Annotated in this window: 10 protein-coding genes, 2 tRNA genes, 3 rRNA genes and 2 pseudogenes; 9 read left to right on the forward strand and 8 right to left on the reverse strand. The window is 63.8% G+C overall.

The window, feature by feature from the left end; translation table 11 throughout:
- The first annotated feature begins 2 nt into the window (after positions 1–2).
- The 3 genes from V8686_RS02785 to V8686_RS02795 all read left to right on the forward strand — a co-directional run bounded on the left by V8686_RS02785 (position 3) and on the right by V8686_RS02795 (position 3824).
- Positions 3–1874: a cation:proton antiporter domain-containing protein gene (locus V8686_RS02785; protein WP_379706442.1), complete on the forward strand. Its 1872-nt coding sequence runs from the start codon at positions 3–5 to the stop codon at positions 1872–1874.
- Between the two features lie 125 nt (positions 1875–1999).
- Positions 2000–3364, forward strand: a complete 1365-nt coding sequence (locus V8686_RS02790) for an ATP-binding protein (RefSeq protein WP_379702446.1) — start codon at positions 2000–2002, stop codon at positions 3362–3364.
- A gap of 40 nt (positions 3365–3404) precedes the next feature.
- Positions 3405–3824 carry a hypothetical protein gene (locus tag V8686_RS02795; protein WP_379702447.1) on the forward strand — a complete coding sequence of 140 codons (420 nt, stop codon included), beginning with the start codon at positions 3405–3407 and terminating at the stop codon, positions 3822–3824.
- A 49-nt stretch (positions 3825–3873) separates the two neighbouring features.
- On the opposite strand, the gene V8686_RS02800 is transcribed toward V8686_RS02795, so the two are convergent.
- On the reverse strand, positions 3874–5343 hold the full coding sequence (locus tag V8686_RS02800; protein ID WP_379702448.1) for a methyl-accepting chemotaxis protein: 1470 nt from the start codon (positions 5341–5343) through the stop codon (positions 3874–3876).
- Between the two features lie 121 nt (positions 5344–5464).
- Positions 5465–6468, reverse strand: a pseudogene (locus tag V8686_RS02805) (alcohol dehydrogenase).
- Positions 6469–6613: 145 nt separating this feature from the next.
- Here V8686_RS02805 and V8686_RS02810 point away from each other — a divergent pair.
- The 5 genes and pseudogenes from V8686_RS02810 (at position 6614) to V8686_RS02830 (ending at position 10964) form a co-directional block, all read left to right on the forward strand.
- Positions 6614–8059 carry a PAS domain-containing protein gene (locus tag V8686_RS02810; protein WP_379702449.1) on the forward strand — a complete coding sequence of 482 codons (1446 nt, stop codon included), beginning with the start codon at positions 6614–6616 and terminating at the stop codon, positions 8057–8059.
- Positions 8060–8121: 62 nt separating this feature from the next.
- Positions 8122–10014 (forward strand): ABC transporter ATP-binding protein, encoded by a 1893-nt coding sequence (locus V8686_RS02815; RefSeq protein WP_379702450.1) that lies wholly within the window; start codon positions 8122–8124, stop codon positions 10012–10014.
- Positions 10015–10052: 38 nt separating this feature from the next.
- Positions 10053–10370 (forward strand): hypothetical protein, encoded by a 318-nt coding sequence (locus V8686_RS02820; RefSeq protein ID WP_379702451.1) that lies wholly within the window; start codon positions 10053–10055, stop codon positions 10368–10370.
- 34 nt (positions 10371–10404) lie between these two features.
- Positions 10405–10725, forward strand: coding sequence for a hypothetical protein (locus V8686_RS02825; RefSeq protein WP_379702452.1), 321 nt, complete (start codon positions 10405–10407; stop codon positions 10723–10725).
- Positions 10703–10964, forward strand: a pseudogene (locus V8686_RS02830) (hypothetical protein). The gene V8686_RS02825 and the pseudogene V8686_RS02830 overlap by 23 nt, the downstream one beginning before the upstream one ends.
- A gap of 104 nt (positions 10965–11068) precedes the next feature.
- On the opposite strand, the gene V8686_RS02835 reads toward V8686_RS02830, so the two are convergent.
- The 6 genes from V8686_RS02835 to V8686_RS02860 form a co-directional block, all read right to left on the reverse strand.
- A tRNA-Cys gene (locus V8686_RS02835) sits at positions 11069–11144 on the reverse strand.
- Positions 11145–11279: 135 nt separating this feature from the next.
- Positions 11280–11401 (reverse strand): 5S ribosomal RNA (rrf, locus tag V8686_RS02840).
- A 131-nt stretch (positions 11402–11532) separates the two neighbouring features.
- A 23S ribosomal RNA gene (locus V8686_RS02845) occupies positions 11533–14453 on the reverse strand.
- 212 nt (positions 14454–14665) lie between these two features.
- Positions 14666–14737 (reverse strand) — tRNA-Ala (locus tag V8686_RS02850).
- A gap of 133 nt (positions 14738–14870) precedes the next feature.
- Positions 14871–16341 (reverse strand): 16S ribosomal RNA (locus V8686_RS02855).
- Together the 16S, 23S and 5S rRNA genes with 2 tRNA genes alongside form the textbook arrangement of a ribosomal RNA operon.
- Positions 16342–17134: 793 nt before the next feature.
- Complete coding sequence (locus V8686_RS02860; protein ID WP_379702453.1) at positions 17135–17446, reverse strand: non-histone chromosomal MC1 family protein; 312 nt, start codon at positions 17444–17446, stop codon at positions 17135–17137.
- A gap of 187 nt (positions 17447–17633) precedes the next feature.
- On the opposite strand from V8686_RS02860, the gene V8686_RS02865 reads away from it, so the two are divergent.
- Positions 17634–17831, forward strand: a complete 198-nt coding sequence (locus tag V8686_RS02865) for a hypothetical protein (protein ID WP_379702454.1) — start codon at positions 17634–17636, stop codon at positions 17829–17831.
- The last annotated feature ends 22 nt before the right edge of the window (positions 17832–17853 follow it).

The raw sequence follows: 17853 nt of genomic DNA on the forward strand, positions 1-17853 counted from the left end.
TTCTGATGGCCGCCGGGGGCGGGAATCTCATCACGCTGGTCGCCGCCCTGATCGGGGTTGGCGTCGTCGCACAGATCCTCTCGGATCGCTTCCGGATTCCGAGCGTCGTCTTCCTGCTGGCGTCGGGCGTCATCCTCGGTCCCGAAGTGCTGGGAGTCGTCGGTCCCGACTCGTTCGGGAACGCGCTTTCGGCCATCGTCGGCCTCTCCGTCGCGATCATCGTCTTCGAGGGATCCTTCCACCTGCGGATCGGCCGCCTGCGCGAGGCCCCGGCCGCGACGTTCAAACTGGTGACGCTCGGGGCGGCCATCGCGCTGGTCGGGACCACCGTCGTCGTCCACTACGCCCTCGAGACGGGCTGGATGGTCGCCGCGCTGATCGGCGCGTTGCTTGTCGCCACCGGGCCGACCGTCATCGCCCCCATCCTGGAGGTGGTGCCGGTGCGGAATCGCGTCGGGACCGCCCTCGAGACCGAAGGGATCGTCAACGACGTGACGGCGGCGATCCTCGCGGTCGTCATCTTCGAGGCGATCATCCAGGACGTCCGCGCACCGGGCGAACTGTTCGTGCTGTTCACGCAGCGACTCGGGAGCGGGATCATCGTCGGCCTCGCCGTCGCGGCCGTCGTCTTCTACGCGCTCCGGTACGTCGACCTCTCGCCCGGGAACGCGCCACAGAACGCCAGGCTCCTGGTGCTCGGCGGGGCACTGGTCGCGTACGGGGCCGCCGAGGTGATCGCCACCGAGGCCGGTATCGCCGCCGTCGCCACCGCGGGCATCCTGCTCGGCAATACGGACGTACCCTACGAGGAGGAGATCACGGATTTCAAAGGCGACGTGACGTTGATCGTCCTCTCGTTCGTCTTCATCACGCTCGCGGCGTTGCTCCAGTTCGAGTATCTGCTCGCGCTGGGAGTGGGCGGTCTGATCGTCGCCGCCCTCGTCGCGCTCGTGATTCGACCGCTGCTCGTGTTCATCAGTACCCAGGGCGACCGCTTCACTCGCGGGGAGCGACTCTTCATGAGCTTCGTCGGTCCACGCGGAATCATTCCCGCGTCGGTCGCGACGCTGTTCGCCGTCGAGTTCCGCGCCCAGGGGATGCCCGAAGCCGCGAGCATGCTCGTCGGCACCGTCTTCCTCGTCATCTTCCTGACGGTCGCCCTGGAGGCAGGCTTCGCCAGACAGATCGCCGAATTCCTCGACGTGATACCCATGCGTGTGATCATCATCGGCGCCGGGAACGTGGGTCGAACCCTCGCTCGGCGCCTCGAAGGCCGCGGAGAGAACGTCGTCCTGATCGAACGGGACGTGAACACTGTCGAGAAGGCTCGCAACGAGGGGTTGACCGTCCACCACGGCGACGGCACCGACACGGAGGTGTTGCGTTCCGCCGGGGCGGAGAACGCCAAGATCGTCGCCACGACGACCGGCGACGACGACGTGAACCTACTGGTCGCCCAGCTCGCTGACTCGAAATTCTCACCCGAGACCATCCTCGCCCGGGTGAACAACCCCGACAACGTCGACGCATTCGAGGACCTCGGAGTGCGGGCCATCTCCTCGACCGAAGCGACGGCGATGGCCTTCGACGACTACATCGAGCGGCCGGCGCTCGTCAACTGGATGGGCGAAATCGGCCACGAGGGGGAGGTCCAGGAGATCGACGTGACCTCCGAGGAACTCGTCGGCAAGACCGTCGCGGATGTCGGCCCCAAACTCCCGTCGCGGTGTCTCATCGCCCTGGTGTCACGAAACGGAGAGACCCGCGTTCCGGACAGTGACTTTGTGCTCGAACGGGGCGACCGCATCACGTTCATCGGCAACGCCGAGTCGGTCGCCGACGCGCTGACGTTCGCTCATCCGGACGAGTCGTGAATCCGGACGAGTCGTGAATCCGGACGAGTCGTGAGATCCGGTGACACGGGGTGGTTTGACGTGGCGTTCCGGAGCCGTTGTGCGATCCGACGGCCTTAAACGGCTGCCACGAGAACAGGATAGGGATGACTGACCCGGCTCTCGAAGTCGTGGAGTTTCTCCTGACGGCCCACGTCTATACGGACGACCGGAGCCTCGACGAGAACGACCTGCCGCCGCGATACCGGCGGGTCTTCTGGGCCGACGAGGACGAAGACGCCGACGACGCCGACGACGACACGCCCGCCGGCGGGATCGAACGGCCCCTCGTGGTCACCGAAACCACCGCGCGGCAGGCGACCGGGGTGGAACACCCCTGGGATGCCGTCTCGGACCTCCTCTTTACCGAACAGGAGAACTTCTCGGGACGCATCTCGCTCACCCAACCCGAGATGGCGATCGACTGGGTCGTCGAACGCGCCGACCGCGAGCGGCTGGCGACCAATCCGACGCTCGCGTCGGTCGTCGCCGACCGCGACGACGTGGACGTGACGCTCGCGGAGGCCCGCGAACAGACCCGACCGATCCACGCCGACCGGGTGTGGATCGACAGCCTCCTCGATGCCTACTTCGACGAGGACGAGGACGGCGAGATGCTGGATCTCGTCCAAGTCCGAGCGCCCGAGGAGATCGAAATGACCCTCGACGACCTCGTGCTCACCAGCGATCAGGAGGAGATCCAGAAGATCGTAAAGGCCATCGAACACCGGGAGTATCTGGCCCAGATCGGACTTCGAGAGATCGGGAAACTCCTCTTCGTCGGCCCGCCGGGAACCGGGAAGACGACTGCCTCCCGCGCGCTGGCGCACGAACTCGGCCTGCCGTTCGTCGAGGTGAAGCTGTCGATGATCACCAGTCAGTACCTCGGCGAGACGTCGAAAAACGTCGAGAAGACCTTCGAGGTCGCCAAGCGACTCTCGCCGTGTATCCTCTTCATCGACGAGTTCGACTCCGTCGCCAAGACGCGACGGTCGGACGAACACGCCGCGCTCAAGCGTGCGGTCAACACCCTGCTCAAGAGCATCGACGACATCAGCCTCATCCGCGACGAAGTGCTCCTGATCGGGGCGACGAACCACCCCGACCAGCTCGACGCCGCGGCGTGGCGCCGCTTCGACGAAATCGTCAACTTCCCCAAGCCGGACCGGACGATGCGCGCCGACATCCTCGAGGTGATCACCCGGCGGATGGACATCGCGGAGTTCGACCCCGGCGCCGTGGCCGAGCGCACCGAGGGCCTCACCGGGAGCGACCTCCGGATGGTCCTCCGGGAGGCGGTACTGGAGGCACTCACCGAGGAGCGCACGACGCTCACCCAGGAGGACATCCTCGACGCCGTGGAGGACTTCGAGGAGCGCGACAACCTCAAGAACATGGACATGATCGACGGCGACTCCGACGCCCTCGTCGCCGGCGACGGCGGACACGCCGACCACGACCACAGCCACTGACCGCCAGGGAGTTGTGCCGACGGCGGCCGATGGAGCGAGTATGTGCGACTCGGGCCTCGTCGACGGCCTCCTGCACGCCGAGACGCAGGTCCGCCCCGACGACGACTACGAGTGGTGGCACCTCGACGGCGGACAGTACCTGATCGAGTACAACGAGTCGCTGACGACCGAGCGACCACTCTCGGTGAGCGATGGGGGCCTCCGCCTGAAGGAGAGCGCGCGTCTCGGCGCTCCGACCTCACTCCGCCCAGTCCGGCCGGTAGGAGGGTTCGGGCCGGTCGGAGTCGGGGCGGACCAGCGCCGAGGCGGCGGCCCCGACGGCGAGAAAGGGCAGGATCGGAAGGAGAAAGAGCAAGCACAGCGCGCCCACTCCGTGGCCGATACGAACCATCACCAGTTCCGAGAACGACATCCCGAGCGTTGCTCGTCGGTCCATGATCGAGCGGGCGTGACGTGGTGATGTCACTACGGCGTTTCGGTGGCGGCGGATTTTGTGAACGGTCGCCCGATCAGGAACCGTGGCCGTCGCCGCGCAACTGACCGACGCTGCGTTCGATTTCGGCGACCTTCTCGGTCTGACGCTCGGCCGCGCGGGCCACCGCCGTGACCTCCTCGGCGACCTGGTCGGCGCGATCGCGAGCCTCGTCGACCATGGCGGCGATTTCCTCGGCACTCGCGGCCTGTTCGTCGGTCGCCGTCGACACTTCCTGGATGCCCGCGACAGCGTCGCCGACGGCCTCGACGATGTCGTCGAGTTTCTCCATGCTCGCTTCGACTTCGCTGACCCCGTCGTCGATCTGTGCTTCGGTCGTCTCGAGGCTGTCGACCGTTCCCTCGGTCCGGCGCTGAACCTCGACGATCATCGACTCGATTTCACCCGCCTGGTCCTGGGCCTGCTGTGCCAGCGACTTGATCTCGTTGGCGACGACGGCGAAGCCTTCGCTGTCGCGGTCGGCGCGGGCGGCTTCGATGTTGGCGTTGAGCGCCAGCAGGTTCGTCTGATCCGCGATGTCGTTGATGACGTCGATCACCTCGTCGATTTCGTCGACGGTGCCGCTGAGTTCGTCGACGTCCGTACGGACCTCTTGGCTCGACGTCCGGACCGACGACATCGCGTCGCGTGCCTCCCGGCTGACCTCGCGGCCCGACTCGGCGGAGTCGCGCGCCTGTCGGCTGGTGTCGGCGACGGAGTCGGCCGTCGAGGCGACTTCCTCCACGGTCGCGCTGAGGTTCGACACCTCGCCTGCGACCTCCTCGGTGCGGTCGGCCTGTTCCTCGGCGATTTCCTCCATTCGAGTCGCGCTGTCGGCGACCTCCTGAGTGATCGCTCGAAGGTCGCGGGTCTGTTCGTCCACGTCCGCCACGAGGCCGTCGAGGGTCGCCCCCATCTCGTTCAGCGAGTCGACGACGGTCAACAGTTCCTCGTCGATGTACTCGTCGGCGTCGAAGTCGGCACGCGCGCCCAGGTCGCCGTCCTGAATCGCGTGCATCGTGGATCGAACCTCCTCGACGAGTTCCTCGACGCGCTGCCGGCGGCGGACGTCCTCGGTCCGATCCTTGACGAGTTCGACGACGCCGACAAGTTCGTCACCGTCGTACAGCGGCGACGCGCTGAAGACGATGTGACGGGTGTCGCCACGGGTGTCGGTGAACGTACTCCGGTCCCGATACTCGGGGTACTCACCGTCGTCGATCCGGTCGACGTCGAACTCGCGGTGGGCGTCGCGGGGCGCCTCGAGCACCTTGTCCGCGAGCGTCTTCGCCCGCCGACCGTCCTGGTACCAGGCTTCTCCGACCGAATCCGCCGCTCGCGCGTCGGCTTCGCTACTCCCAGTGAGGGCCTCCATCCCATCGTTCCACAGGACCACCTCGTGACCGGCGTCGAGAATGAAGATGGGTGCGCCGATCCGACCGACGATAGCGTCGAACGACAGGGGAAAGTCGGCCACCTGCCGATCCGGTTGTGTGGGTGTACTCATGGGTCTCGCCGTGGTTACAGTCGAGACTCGGAGTGAATTGTATATATCTGATGGATAGATTATCCAGAATGATAGCCGGAACGGCGCCGAACGCGACCGAAGGCGGACCGACGGGACGCCGCTAGACGTCGAGTACCGCGCGGAAGCGAGCGTCGTTGTTCATCATCCGGTCGTAGGCCTCGTCGACGTCGTCGAGGGCGAACGTCTCGACGACCGGGGTGATGTCGCGGAGGAACTGAACTCGAGGGTGTCCTGGGAGTCGCGGGCGTGACCCGATCCCCATCCGGAGACGGCACCGCGGGTGCCGACGAGATGTTGAACGTCCGTCGGGACGGGTTCGCCGGGGATGCCGACGACGACGACCTCGCCGTCGGTGCCGATGCCGCCGAGCACCGACTCGATGGCGTCCGCGGAGGGTGCCGTCGAGAGAACGACCCGCGCACCGCCCAGTTCCTGTAGCGCCTCGGCGGGGTCCGTCCCGCTCGCGTTCACGAAGTGGTCCGCACCGAGTTCGAGCGCCAGGTCGCGCTTCTCGGGGCTGCGGGAGACGGCGACCGTCTCGAATCCGGCGGCGCGAGCGTACTGGACGCCCAGGTGGCCGAGACCACCGACGCCGACGACGGCGACCAGGTCGCCGGGGCGGGCGTCGCTGTTCCGGAGGGCGTTGTACGTGGTGACGCCGGCACAGAGCAACGGTGCGGCGTCGACCGCCGCCAGATCCTCGGGGACGGCCGCCAGCGCCTCCGTGGGAACGGTCGCGTACTCCGCGTAGCCGCCGTCGAAGCTGAGACCCGTGATTTCGGCGTTCTCACACTGGAGGAAGTCGCCGCGACGGCACGGATCACAGGTGAAACAGTGGCCGCCGTGCCAGCCGGCGCCGACACGGTCACCCTCGCTCCAGGCCGTGACGTCCTCGCCCACGGCGTCGACGTGACCGACTACCTCGTGGCCCGGGACGCGGGGGTAGCTCACGCCGGGGAACGTGCCCTCCTTCACGAAGGCGTCGCTGTGACAGATCCCACAGGCATCGACGGCGACGCGAACCTCCGTCGGACCCGGGTCCGGAACCGTCCGTTCGACCACTTCGAAGTCGGCACCAGCCTCGGGGACGACCGCCGCACGCATCGTGTCGGACATACGTGTGACGTCGGGACGGGACGGCAAAAACCCGCGTTTTCGGTTGCAGCGGTAACGCTCCACACGAGACGCCACCGGGAGCGAATAGCTCTAATAGGGTGGCTACGCAGGGGACAGTCGTGACGACCATAGTATGCCACCGTGGCTGATGCATGCAGTCCTCGATGCACTGCCCGAGCGAGTCGCGGTGATCGACGAATCGGGACGAATCGTCGAGTCGAATGCGTCGTGGCGGGCGTTCGCCGAGAACCACGACCACCCGCTCGTCCCGGCGGACACCAGTCGCCCCTATCTCGACACACTCACTCGGTCGACGAACGGCCAGGTGACGGGTATCGCCAGCCGACTCCGATCGCTACTCGACGGCAAAGGGGGAACCGACGAAACCCTCACCTACCGCGCCGACGAGGAGGGACAGGAGCTTCGGGTCCACCTCGCCGAGCTGTCCCACGACGGCGACCGCTACGCCGTTCTGACACACGCCGAGCGCTCCGGGAGTTCACAGCCCCAGTCGGTCGTTAACTTTCGCCTCAAACAGCGGGCGATGGACGAAGCCCCGGTCGGAATCACCATCTCGAACCCCGCCCTCCCCGACAACCCCGTCATCTACGCCAACGCCGCCTTCGAACGCATCACGGGCTATCCGGTCGAAGAGGTGATCGGCCGGAACTGCCGGTTCCTGCAGGGAGCGGATACCGATCCGGAGACGGTCGCCCGAATGCGCCGCGCCGTCGACAACTGGGACCCCGTGACCGTCGAAGTCCGCAACTACCGGCGAAACGGGGAGAAGTTCTGGAACCAAGTGACCATCGCCCCGCTCTACGACGAGGACGGCGAGCCCTCTCACTACGTCGGCTTCCAGCAGGACGTGACCGACCGCAAACGGGCCGAACGGAACCTCGAAACCGAGCGTGACCGTCTCGCACTCCTCAACCAAATCGTCCGCCACGATATTCGCAACGATATGTCGGTCGCGCTGGGGTGGGGCGGCGAACTCGCGGACCGCATCGCGGCCGAGGACGAGGACGCGTTCGAACGGATCATGACCGCCGCGACTCACACCAAAGAACTCACCGAGGCGGTCGGCGACCTCATCGACATTCTGGGCACGGCCGATCCCGAACTCGAAGCGGTTCCGGTGGACAGGGTGCTCCGAACCGAAGTCGACCGGGTGCGCTCGAACTTCGACTACCGTTCGCAGTCGATCACGGTCCGCGGCGACGACGACCTGCCGACGGAGGCCGTCTTGGCCACTTCGATCCTCTCCTCCGTCTTCGGCAACCTCCTCGACAACGCCGTCTTCCACAACGACAAGGCAGACATCGAGATCCAGGTCGGTGCCGACGTCCGGGACGACACCGTCGTCGTCCGGATCGCCGACAACGGTCCCGGCATCCCCGACGCGCGCAAACGCGAGGTGTTCGGCCGCGGCGAGAAGGGACTGGAGAGCCCCGGGAGCGGCCTCGGTCTCTACCTCGTCGACAACCTCGTCGACACCTACGGCGGGTCGGTGTGGATCGAAGACAACGAACCGACCGGTGCCGTCTTCTGTGTCGAACTGCGGCGAGTCAAGGACTGACAACGACCCGTACGACGCCGAACCCCCACAGTACTTGGGCGTCCGTCCGTTATCGCGCGCCGATGGCCGACGAACACGGGGGCTTCGAAGACGTCCGGGAGACCCTCGACGGACACCCGATGGTGAGCCTACTGGCCTACGCGCGCCCGTACTGGCCGCGGCTGACCGTCGGCGTCCTCGCCTCGTTCTGTACCCGCTTCGCCCGCCTGGTACCCCCCATCCTCGTCGCCACCGCCATCGACCGGGTGATCAACGGCCCCGCCGAACCGGGGCTGTTGGCCACCGTGGGCCTCCTGCCTGCCGATCCCATCGCCGGCACGGCGGCCCGAACCGCGCTCCTCGAACGCCTCGTGCTCATCGCGGCGCTGGCGTATCTCGTGCGGTCGCTCACCCGCTTTGGCTCCCGCTACCTCCTCCAGTCTGCGGCCCAGAAGATCCAGCGTGATCTCCGCAACGACACCTACGACCATCTCCAGCACCTCTCGATGGACTTCTTCGTCGACCACCAGACGGGGGCGATGATGTCGGTCCTCAACAGCGACGTGAACCGGCTAGAACAGTTCCTCAACACCGAGTTCCGGCAAGTGATCCGCGTCGTCGCCACCGTCGGCGGCATCGCCATCGTCCTCTGGCACTACTCGCCGAAACTCGCCCTGATCGCGCTCGCGCCCGTCCCCCTCATCGGCGTCGCGAGCGGGCGCTTCCTCACGTGGATCGAGCCGCGCTACAAATCCATCCGGGAGTCCGTCGCCCGCCTCAACACCCGCCTGGAGAACAACCTCGGCGGCGCGGCGGTGATCAAGACGTTCAACCGCTACGGCTTCGAACGCGACCGGGTCGCCGAACGGAGCCAGGACTACCACGACGAGAAGGTCGGCGCCCTGCGCATCCGCCGTGCCTTCTTCGCCACACTCCGACTGCTCACCGGCGTCGTGTTCGTCCTCGTCCTCTACGTCGGCGGCCTCGACAACATCACCGGCGCCGAAGGAGCACTCACCGCCGGCAGCTTCGCCCTCTTTTTCCTCTACCTGCGGCGCCTCTACTCGCCGATGCGCCGGGTCGGAAAATCCGCGAACAAGTACCAACTGGCGAAATCCAGCGCCGAACGGGTGTTCGGCCTCCTCGGCCGGGAGCCGACGGTGACCACTCCCGACGACCCGTACCGACCCGCGGCCGTCGACGGCGACGTGACTGTCGACGGCGTGACCTTCGGGTACGGCGACCGGGACCCGGTGCTCCGGAACGTCTCGCTCGACGTCCCCGCGGGAGCGACCGTCGGCCTCGCGGGCACCACCGGCGCGGGGAAGTCGACGCTCGTGAAACTTCTCCCCCGGTTCCACGACGTCGATTCGGGCGCCGTCAGGATCGATGGGGTCGACGTCCGGGAGTACGACCTCGGTGCGCTGCGCGAGGAGATCGCCGTCGTCGAACAGAACCCCTACCTCTTCTCGGGGACCGTCGCCGAGAACGTCGCCTACGGCGACCGAGACGCGCTCGAAGCCGAGCGACGTGACGCCGATACCGCCCGCGAGCGGGTCGTCGAGGCCGCGAACGCGGCCGAAGCCCACGAGTTCATCACCGATCTTCCCGAGGGGTACGACACGCTCGTCGGCGAACGCGGCGTGAAACTCTCCGGCGGCCAGCGCCAGCGCCTCGCCATCGCTCGCGCACTCCTCAACGACCCCGCGATCATCGTCTTCGACGAAGCCACGAGCGACGTTGATACCGAAACCGAGGGGCGGATCCAAGAGAGCCTCGACCGTCTCGTCGAGGACCGCACCGCGTTCGTCATCGCCCACCGCCTCTCGACCATCCGTGACGCCGACCGCATCGTCGTCATGGAGGACGGCGAACTCGTCGAATCCGGAACGCACGCCGACCTCCTCGCTGACGACGGGGACTACGCCGACCTCTGGCACGCCCAAGCGGACACCCGCACGCCCGCCGACGACTGACGGATACGCTTATCCCGATTACGCGCCCAATACCCGGCATGAGCCGAGCAGTGCCCGACGGCTGGCTGAAAACCGGTAGGCGAGAGTACGAAAATCGAACCGTGGAGGTCGAAGTGAAGTTCCAACCCACGCCGGAACGGGACGGAAACTTCGAGGTGTGGATCGTCGACGAGGAAGCCGGGGAGTCGACGGCCGTCGACAACGTCCAGCCGTCCGAAACCGACGGGCGCGAACTGGCGAAAGCCGTGATGGATACCTTCACCGACGGCTACGAGGCGGCCATCGACGACGGTGCCGACGAGGACGACGCGGTGACACAGGGCGTCGAACACGCCCTCGCCGAGAACAGCGCCTGACGCCGTCGAGTCCCAAAACACGTCGAGGGACGAGATGCTCGACAGCGGGGATAACATCTGGGTCTCGCCAGCGGATCAGGTCACGCCGCACCTCGAAGTGAAGTTCGTACGCGACGATCTCGACGACGCATTCCTCGAAAACGCTACAACGGCCCGAATCGGTGGCAAGACGATCCCGAGAGGTCCGTTAGCGCTTCAGATCGCGTACAAGCTCTACCTCGGTGCGCAGAAGGACCTCGAGGATGCGGTTCACCTCTACACGCTCTTCGAACAAACTCATAGTGTGTTCCGCCTCGAAGAGTGGGTAACGCGACTCGACGTCGAAGCCGAATATGAACGACTCAAACGAGCGTGAGCACCTCGGCGTGAAGCACGAGCGCAACCGCGAGCAGCGCACCGAAGGCATCAAACGCTGGATCGAGTACATCGAGTCCGAACCCCGAGACGTGGGGGCCACAGCAGAACGCGGTCATCAACGACTAGCTCGATGCAGCCCAAAGCGTCCAGACGTCGGTTGCCCACCAGCAGCATGTGAAAGACACAGCGGCGGAGATCCTCGAAGCGAGCGACGAGTCCGACGACGATTCGGAGTAGTCGATCTCCTCGTGGAAAATTCCCCTCGATAACCGCACATAGTGCCTCGAAATAAGAGGAGTCGCCAAGACGTAGTCGTCTTGGGCTTTAGGGAAAAGTGTGAGAGCCAAGGGCCGGATTTGAACCGGCGATGGGCGGCTCTGCAGGCCGCTGCGTTAGGCCGAACTCTGCCACCTTGGCATCACCGAATACTATCGGCGTCCGTCGCTTAAGCCTAGCGGTCGGAACTCGTGGCCGGCGCGGCCGCTCACCGACTGAAAACCGACGACCCACGCGCTCACACGCGTCGCTCGCCGAGTGAATGTAGTATGAATGGTGAGGCGGCGAATCGAAACTCCCAGAGGGTCGCCCACTCCAGTACTGCTCGATACGCAGGCAGGCTTAACGTCCGTGTTCGGGATGGGTACGGGTGTGTCCCTGCCGCTCTGGCCGCCTTCATGCCGACCGACGGAATCGAACCGTCGCAACACCAGTGTCGGTGAACGGTCGAATGACCGTATGTACGTGCGATCCAGTTTGCGCCTGGACCCGATAGTCAAAACCAATCGGGTCACAGTGCGAAATCCAATGAATGTGGCTCGGACTGTTAGTGCTCGCGGGCTGAACGTCTCGTTGCCTCGACGCGTACACCCCGAGTCTATCTAACTCGTCTTCTACGAGTGTCCTCGATGGTACTTCTTTTCCAGGTGGGTTTCGAGCTTAGATGCGTTCAGCTCTTACCCCGCGGTGCGTGGCTGCCCGGCAACTGCCTTCTCAGACAACCGGTACACCAGTGGCACCCAAGCGGAGTTCCTCTCGTACTATACGCTTGTTCCCGTCAAGTACCGTCAACACCCCCAATAGATAGCAGCCGACCTGTCTCACGACGGTCTAAACCCAGCTCACGACCTCCTTTAATAGGCGAACAACCTCACCCTTGCCCGCTTCTGCACGGGCAGGATGGAGGGAACCGACATCGAGGTAGCAAGCCACTCGGTCGATATGTGCTCTTGCGAGTGACGACTCTGTTATCCCTAAGGTAGCTTTTCTGTCATTTACGGCCCGCAACAAGCAGGCTCGTAAGTTCGCTGACCACGCTTTCGCGTCAGCGATCCTCGTTGGGAAGATCACTGTCAGGCTTCCTTGTGCTCTTGCGCTCTCTTCCGGGTTTCCGACCCGGATGAGGAAACCATCGGGCGCGCTCGATATCTTTTCGAGCGCGTACCGCCCCAGTCAAACTGCCCGGCTACCGGTGTCCTCCGCCAGGAGTGAGAGTCGCAGTCACTACCGGGTAGTATTTCAATGGTGGCTCGGTGGCCGCTGGCGCGGGTACCTGTGTAATGCCTCCTACCTATGCTGCACAGTAGCGACCACGTCTCAGCGACAGCCTGCAGTAAAGCTCTATAGGGTCTTCGCTTCCCCTTGGGGGTCTCCAGACTCCGCACTGGAACGTACAGTTCACCGGGCCCAGCGTTGGGACAGTGGCGCTCTCGTTGATCCATTCATGCAAGCCGCTACTGAAGCGGCAAGGTACTACGCTACCTTAAGAGGGTCATAGTTACCCCCGCCGTTGACGGGTCCTTCGTCCGATTGTACTCGGTGTTCAGATACCCGCACTGGGCAGGATTCAGTGACCGTACGAGTCCTTGCGGATTTGCGGTCACCTATGTTGTTACTAGACAGTCGGAGCGCCCGAGTCACTGCGACCTGCTCTTACCCAGAGCAGGCATCCCTTATTGCGAACGTGCGGGACTAACTTGCCGAATTCCCTAACGCCGGTTGCTCCCGACGGGCCTTGCCTTTCGCCGGCAGAGCACCTGTGTCGGATCTCGGTACGATCATCACACTCGTCTTTTCACGGGCTCTGGGTACGACCGACTTGCGCTGTCTCGAGAGTCGTCCGCTTCCTGCCATTACGGCTTCCACGGAGGTACTCGATTCGACCGGGCGAAAGCCCGGCTCGGCTGTTCCCAAAGCGTCGACTTTTGGCGTGTGATGGTGCTGGAATATTAACCAGCTTCCCTGTTGTCTCGGTCGAGTTACGGCGAGACTTAGGATCGACTAACCCTCGGCTGATTAGCAGTGCCGAGGAACCCTTGCTCGTAAGGCCGTCGGGTGTCACACCCGACTATCGCTGCTACTGTGACCAGGATTATCGTCACCACTCGGTCCACACGAGATCTCTCCCGTACTTCCGCCCGAGCGGTGTGCCAGCCTACGCGATTGTCCGGTGAAGGACACGGGTAGGTCTCGGTGGTAGACTTGAGCCCCGATCATTTTGGGCGCCCCGAACCTCGGCCGGTAAGCTGTTACGCTTTTCTTAGAGGGTAGCTGCTTCTAAGCTCACCTCCCGGCTGTCTAGGGCTCGGGACCACCTTCGATCGCACTTAGTCTACACTTGGGGACCTTAACCTACCGCTGGGTTGTCTCCCTTACGGTGCACAGGCTTACCCCGCACACCGGACTCCCTGCGTCTGCGACGTCCGCAAGTTCGGAGTTCGACAGGATGGCCGACTCCTCTCGGAGGCGGGTCATCCAATCGGTAGCTCTACCTCGCGGACTATCTCTGCAGAGGTCATGCTTCGACATGTTTCGGCTGGAACCAGCTGTTGCCGGGTTCGATGGGCCTTTCACCCCTACGCATAGGTCACGGGAGGGTATTGTAGGACACCACCCCTAACGGGCCTCCACGTGCCTTTCGGCACGCTTCACCCTGCCCACGCGTAGATCACCCGGTTTCGGGTCGCACCCGCTTGACTCCCCGCGCTTGAACACGGTGGCCCTGGTCTTCGGATGAAGACTGCGGCCGTATCGGTTTCCCTGTGCCTGCCTCGATGGTCGAGTTAGGCTCGCCAAGCAAGTGCACTCCCTGGTTCGTTTTTCAAAACGCACGACGGAACATCGGCTTCCTTCGAGTCCTACTGTGGCTCGCGCCACGGTCGTTCGTCGAAGGACCTTGTATGCCCCGTCGCTCGATCGCCAGCTGAGTTCAGGCTCTATTTCAGTTCCCTTCTCGGGATACTTTTCAGCGTTCGCTCACGCTACTTGTTCACTATCGGTCTCGAGGAGTATTGAGTCTTCCCGGTTGATGCCCGGGACGTTCACGAGGAATATCCAATCCCCGCTACTCTGGGACTGATTCCCATCGTACTGCATCCCGATACGGGGCTGTCACCCTGTATCGCGCTCCGTTTCAGGAGACTTCTCGGGTTGGGTCGGATGTTGAAGATCAGCCCGACACCACATGTCTCGTCAGAGATTCGGTTTGGACTGGCCCGCGTTCACTCGCGGTTACTAACGGGATCGCGATTTGCGTTTTGTTCCTGCTCCTACTGAGATGTTTCAATTCGGAGCGTTCCCCATTGCGCGAAGCAATTGCGAGGGGATTCCCATTCGGAAATCCTCGGTTCTTTCCCTCCATGCGGGTCCCCGAGGCTTATCGCAGCTTGGCACGTCCGTCGTCGGCTCTCGAGCCGAGCCATTCACCAGCTGGCACAGTAGCCAGATTGATGGTTTGTCACACTGGTGACCCGGTTTGACTGTCGGGTCCAGTGGACGCCTGGATCGCACGTACATACGGTCTCATTACGCTCTCGTGGATGCGAGCGCGTTCGACCCTTCCCACCCGCGCTTTCGCGGGGTGGTGCATCGGTCTTGCGTGACTCAATCGAGCGCCGTCATGCACTTAAGGGGTGCGATTCGGGCGAGCGAGTGAGTCGGCATGGACCCGCTGGGATTCGAACCCAGGGCGTCCTCCTTGCAAAGGAGGTGCTCTACCGCTGAGCTACGGGCCCGGTCCCCGAAAGGGGGACGCGGTGGCGTGGTGTGTGAGCCTTGGTGGTTCTAAGGTGCCCGGTCGATGCGGTGGTCGATCCGTGGACGGCAGTGGGTGTGGTGGGGCCTCCCGTGTGGGAGGTCCCGGTCAGTAGGAGGTGATCCAGCCGCAGATTCCCCTACGGCTACCTTGTTACGACTTAAGCCCCCTTGCGGAGCCCAGATTCGACTATCGTGCGATAGCCTCATCCGGACCCCACTCGGGTGCTTTGACGGGCGGTGTGTGCAAGGAGCAGGGACGTATTCACCGCGCGCTGCTGACACGCGATTACTACCGAATCCAGCTTCATGAGGGCGGGTTTCAGCCCTCAATCCGAACTACGACCAAGTTTAGGAGATTACCGTCCTCTTTCGAGGTTGGAACCCATTGTCTTGGCCATTGTAGCCCGCGTGTAGCCCAGCACATTCGGGGCATACTGACCTACCGTTGCCCGTTCCTTCCTCCGTGTTGGCCACGGCAGTCCTCCTAATGTACCCACCCGGCCGAAGCCGGTGCTGGCAATTAGGAGTGCGGGTCTCGCTCGTTGCCTGACTTAACAGGACGCCTCACGGTACGAGCTGACGGCGGCCATGCACCTCCTCTCAACAGCTCTGACAAGGTCATCAACCTGATCGTCATTGCTGTTGTCGATGCTGGTGAGATGTCCGGCGTTGAGTCCAATTAAACCGCAGGCTCCTCCGGTTGTAGTGCTCCCCCGCCAATTCCTTTAAGTTTCATCCTTGCGGACGTACTTCCCAGGCGGTCTGCTTAGCGGCTTCCCTACGGCACAACACCCACTCGTAGTGGGAGTCACACCTAGCAGACATCGTTTACGGCCAGGACTACCCGGGTATCTAATCCGGTTCGAGACCCTGGCTTTCGTCCCTCACCGTCGGATCCGTCTTCCCGAAGTGCTTTCGCCATCGGCGGTCCGTCCAGGATTACAGGATTTCACTCCTACCCAAGACGTACCCTTCGGGTCTTCCGGTCCCGAGCCACACAGTTTCCACCGGACGCCCGCCAGTTAGGCTGGCGGATTTCCCGATGGACTTGCGTGGCCGGCTACGGACGCTTTAGGCCCAATAAAATCGGCCATCACTCGAGCTGCCGGTATTACCGCGGCGGCTGGCACCGGTCTTGCCCAGCTCTTATTCCAGTACCTCCCTACGGTACTGAAAAGCGAGGACTGTATGCCCTCGCACTCGGGGTCCCCTTATCGCACTTGCGTGCAGTGTAAAGGTTTCGCGCCTGCTGCGCCCCGTAGGGCCCGGAATCTTGTCTCAGATTCCGTCTCCGGGTTCTTGCTCTCACAACCCGTACCGATTATCGGCACGGTGGGCCGTTACCCCACCGTCTACCTAATCGGCCGCAGCCACGTCCTCCAGCGCGTGAGCGTTTGCGCGTCTCGGCATTCCAGCGTGAGACGGGTATGAACTATTAGCCTCAGTTTCCCGAGGTTATCGTTCTCTGGAGGGTGGTTTGGCCACGTGTTACGGAGCTATTTGCTACGAGTCTAAGCTCGTACAACTAGCATGGCTAAATCGGACCCCGATAGCAATGGCCTCCGGCAGGATCAACCGGAATGGGCTCACTCCTGTGGGAGTGAGGGGTGGCGGGGAGATTGTCTCAGAGAGACAGTCTCCGCGTCGTGTATAGACCACTGAGGTCCGTGGTTCGGGCCACCGCGTCGACCGGGTGACACCGAACCACCAAGGCTCACATCAGATTCCGGCTTACGGCGGACCGCAGGGGTGGAATCCTCATGTTTCGTCCGGATCTGAACCGACGCAGGCGAACCATATAAGCCCGTTGATCGGGCGATGGGTCGCCCGGGGTCGGCGTGACCGATCCGGGTGTGGTGAGGGCGTCGTCGCCCTCGCCCTTCGCATTACCACCGAACCCCCTTAACTACTTAAGGGCGTCGGAAGCATTCCGCCGCCGGCCGCCGATTGCCAGCCGCCCGAATCGACTTCGGTCGGCGAAATCGGCGTCGGCGACGCGCGTACTACCACAGAAGCCGGTGGCATAAATAAGGCCGTCGAAGTGGAGCGGCTTCGGCACGCGATTACATGGGAGAGCGTCACGGTGTCGAGCGGGAACGAGGGCGGAACCGAGACGGTGGTGGAAAACGAGAGGAGCGGTCGGGAGAACGATGTCGCGCGGCTGGAGACCGGTCGGTCATCCCCCGCTCGTACGGATAGTCCCGCCGGGGAGCGGCCGCGCGGACGGAGATGTTCGGCGCACGGGCAAAGACCTGTTGACACTCGACGGCGGTGATCCTCGACGCGTTCCCGTCGTCACACCGCGGGTCGTGACCGGTGGATACGAGCGCCCGTGGCCGGGCACTCGCGTAGGTGACGACGGGCGGCCGGCGCGGTCACTCGTCGAGGTGTTCGATACCTTTCTTCGAGACGTTCCCTTTCGTGATCTGGTCACCCATCCAGTCGGGTTTGTCGTCCGGGGCCTCCTGCTCCCACGCCCACGCGTCGAAGATGTGGACCTTGTCGGTTCCCTTCTCCCGGAGGCGAATCTCGGTGGAGTTCGCCTCGGCCTCTTCCTCCGAACTCGCTGGCGGGAGCCGACGGGCGGCCTTCAGTGCGGCCTGCCGGGGCATGTTTCCCGAGAACACGCTGTCCTCTTCGCCGTCCTGGCGCATCACGAAGTTCCGCTTACCGTCCTCTCGTACCATGATTTTGCACCTCTATGGGAATCGAACACATGGCACAACATAAATATATCGGCAAATCGAGGACTTTCGCGGAGGGAAACGGACACCGCGGCGGCGTGTCCGCCGACGACGAACGGTGCGGACGCGTGGTCCGCCAGTAGACAACACTTATATGTGTCCTGCCGCGAGAGGGGGCTAGACACCCTCGATGGTCCGGAAAAAGAAGCTCAGTCCAAGCGGTGCCAAGGACGAGGACGGCGAATATCACAACGTCCACGTCAACCTGCACGAAGACGAACTCGCCGTGGCCGGGATGAACATCGGCGACGAGGTGTTCGTCCGCGTGCGTGACGGGAAGATCATCATCCAGAAAGCCGATCCGGACGACGTCGAACACGACTTCTAAGTGCCGATGATCGGTCGCGACT

The sequence above is a fragment of the Haloplanus litoreus genome, assembly GCF_045690335.1.
Taxonomy (GTDB): domain Archaea; phylum Halobacteriota; class Halobacteria; order Halobacteriales; family Haloferacaceae; genus Haloplanus; species Haloplanus litoreus.

Bases quoted from the DNA above. Each gene is read 5' to 3' on its own strand.
- V8686_RS02790 (WP_379702446.1), top strand. From the start codon at position 2,000: ATGACTGACCCGGCTCTCGAAGTCGTGGAGTTTCTCCTGACGGCCCAC.
- V8686_RS02795 (WP_379702447.1), top strand. From the start codon at position 3,405: ATGTGCGACTCGGGCCTCGTCGACGGCCTCCTGCACGCCGAGACGCAG.
- V8686_RS02800 (WP_379702448.1), bottom strand. From the start codon at position 5,343: ATGAGTACACCCACACAACCGGATCGGCAGGTGGCCGACTTTCCCCTG.
- V8686_RS02810 (WP_379702449.1), top strand. From the start codon at position 6,614: ATGCCACCGTGGCTGATGCATGCAGTCCTCGATGCACTGCCCGAGCGA.
- V8686_RS02815 (WP_379702450.1), top strand. From the start codon at position 8,122: ATGGCCGACGAACACGGGGGCTTCGAAGACGTCCGGGAGACCCTCGAC.
- V8686_RS02820 (WP_379702451.1), top strand. From the start codon at position 10,053: ATGAGCCGAGCAGTGCCCGACGGCTGGCTGAAAACCGGTAGGCGAGAG.
- V8686_RS02825 (WP_379702452.1), top strand. From the start codon at position 10,405: ATGCTCGACAGCGGGGATAACATCTGGGTCTCGCCAGCGGATCAGGTC.
- V8686_RS02860 (WP_379702453.1), bottom strand. From the start codon at position 17,446: ATGGTACGAGAGGACGGTAAGCGGAACTTCGTGATGCGCCAGGACGGC.
- V8686_RS02865 (WP_379702454.1), top strand. From the start codon at position 17,634: ATGGTCCGGAAAAAGAAGCTCAGTCCAAGCGGTGCCAAGGACGAGGAC.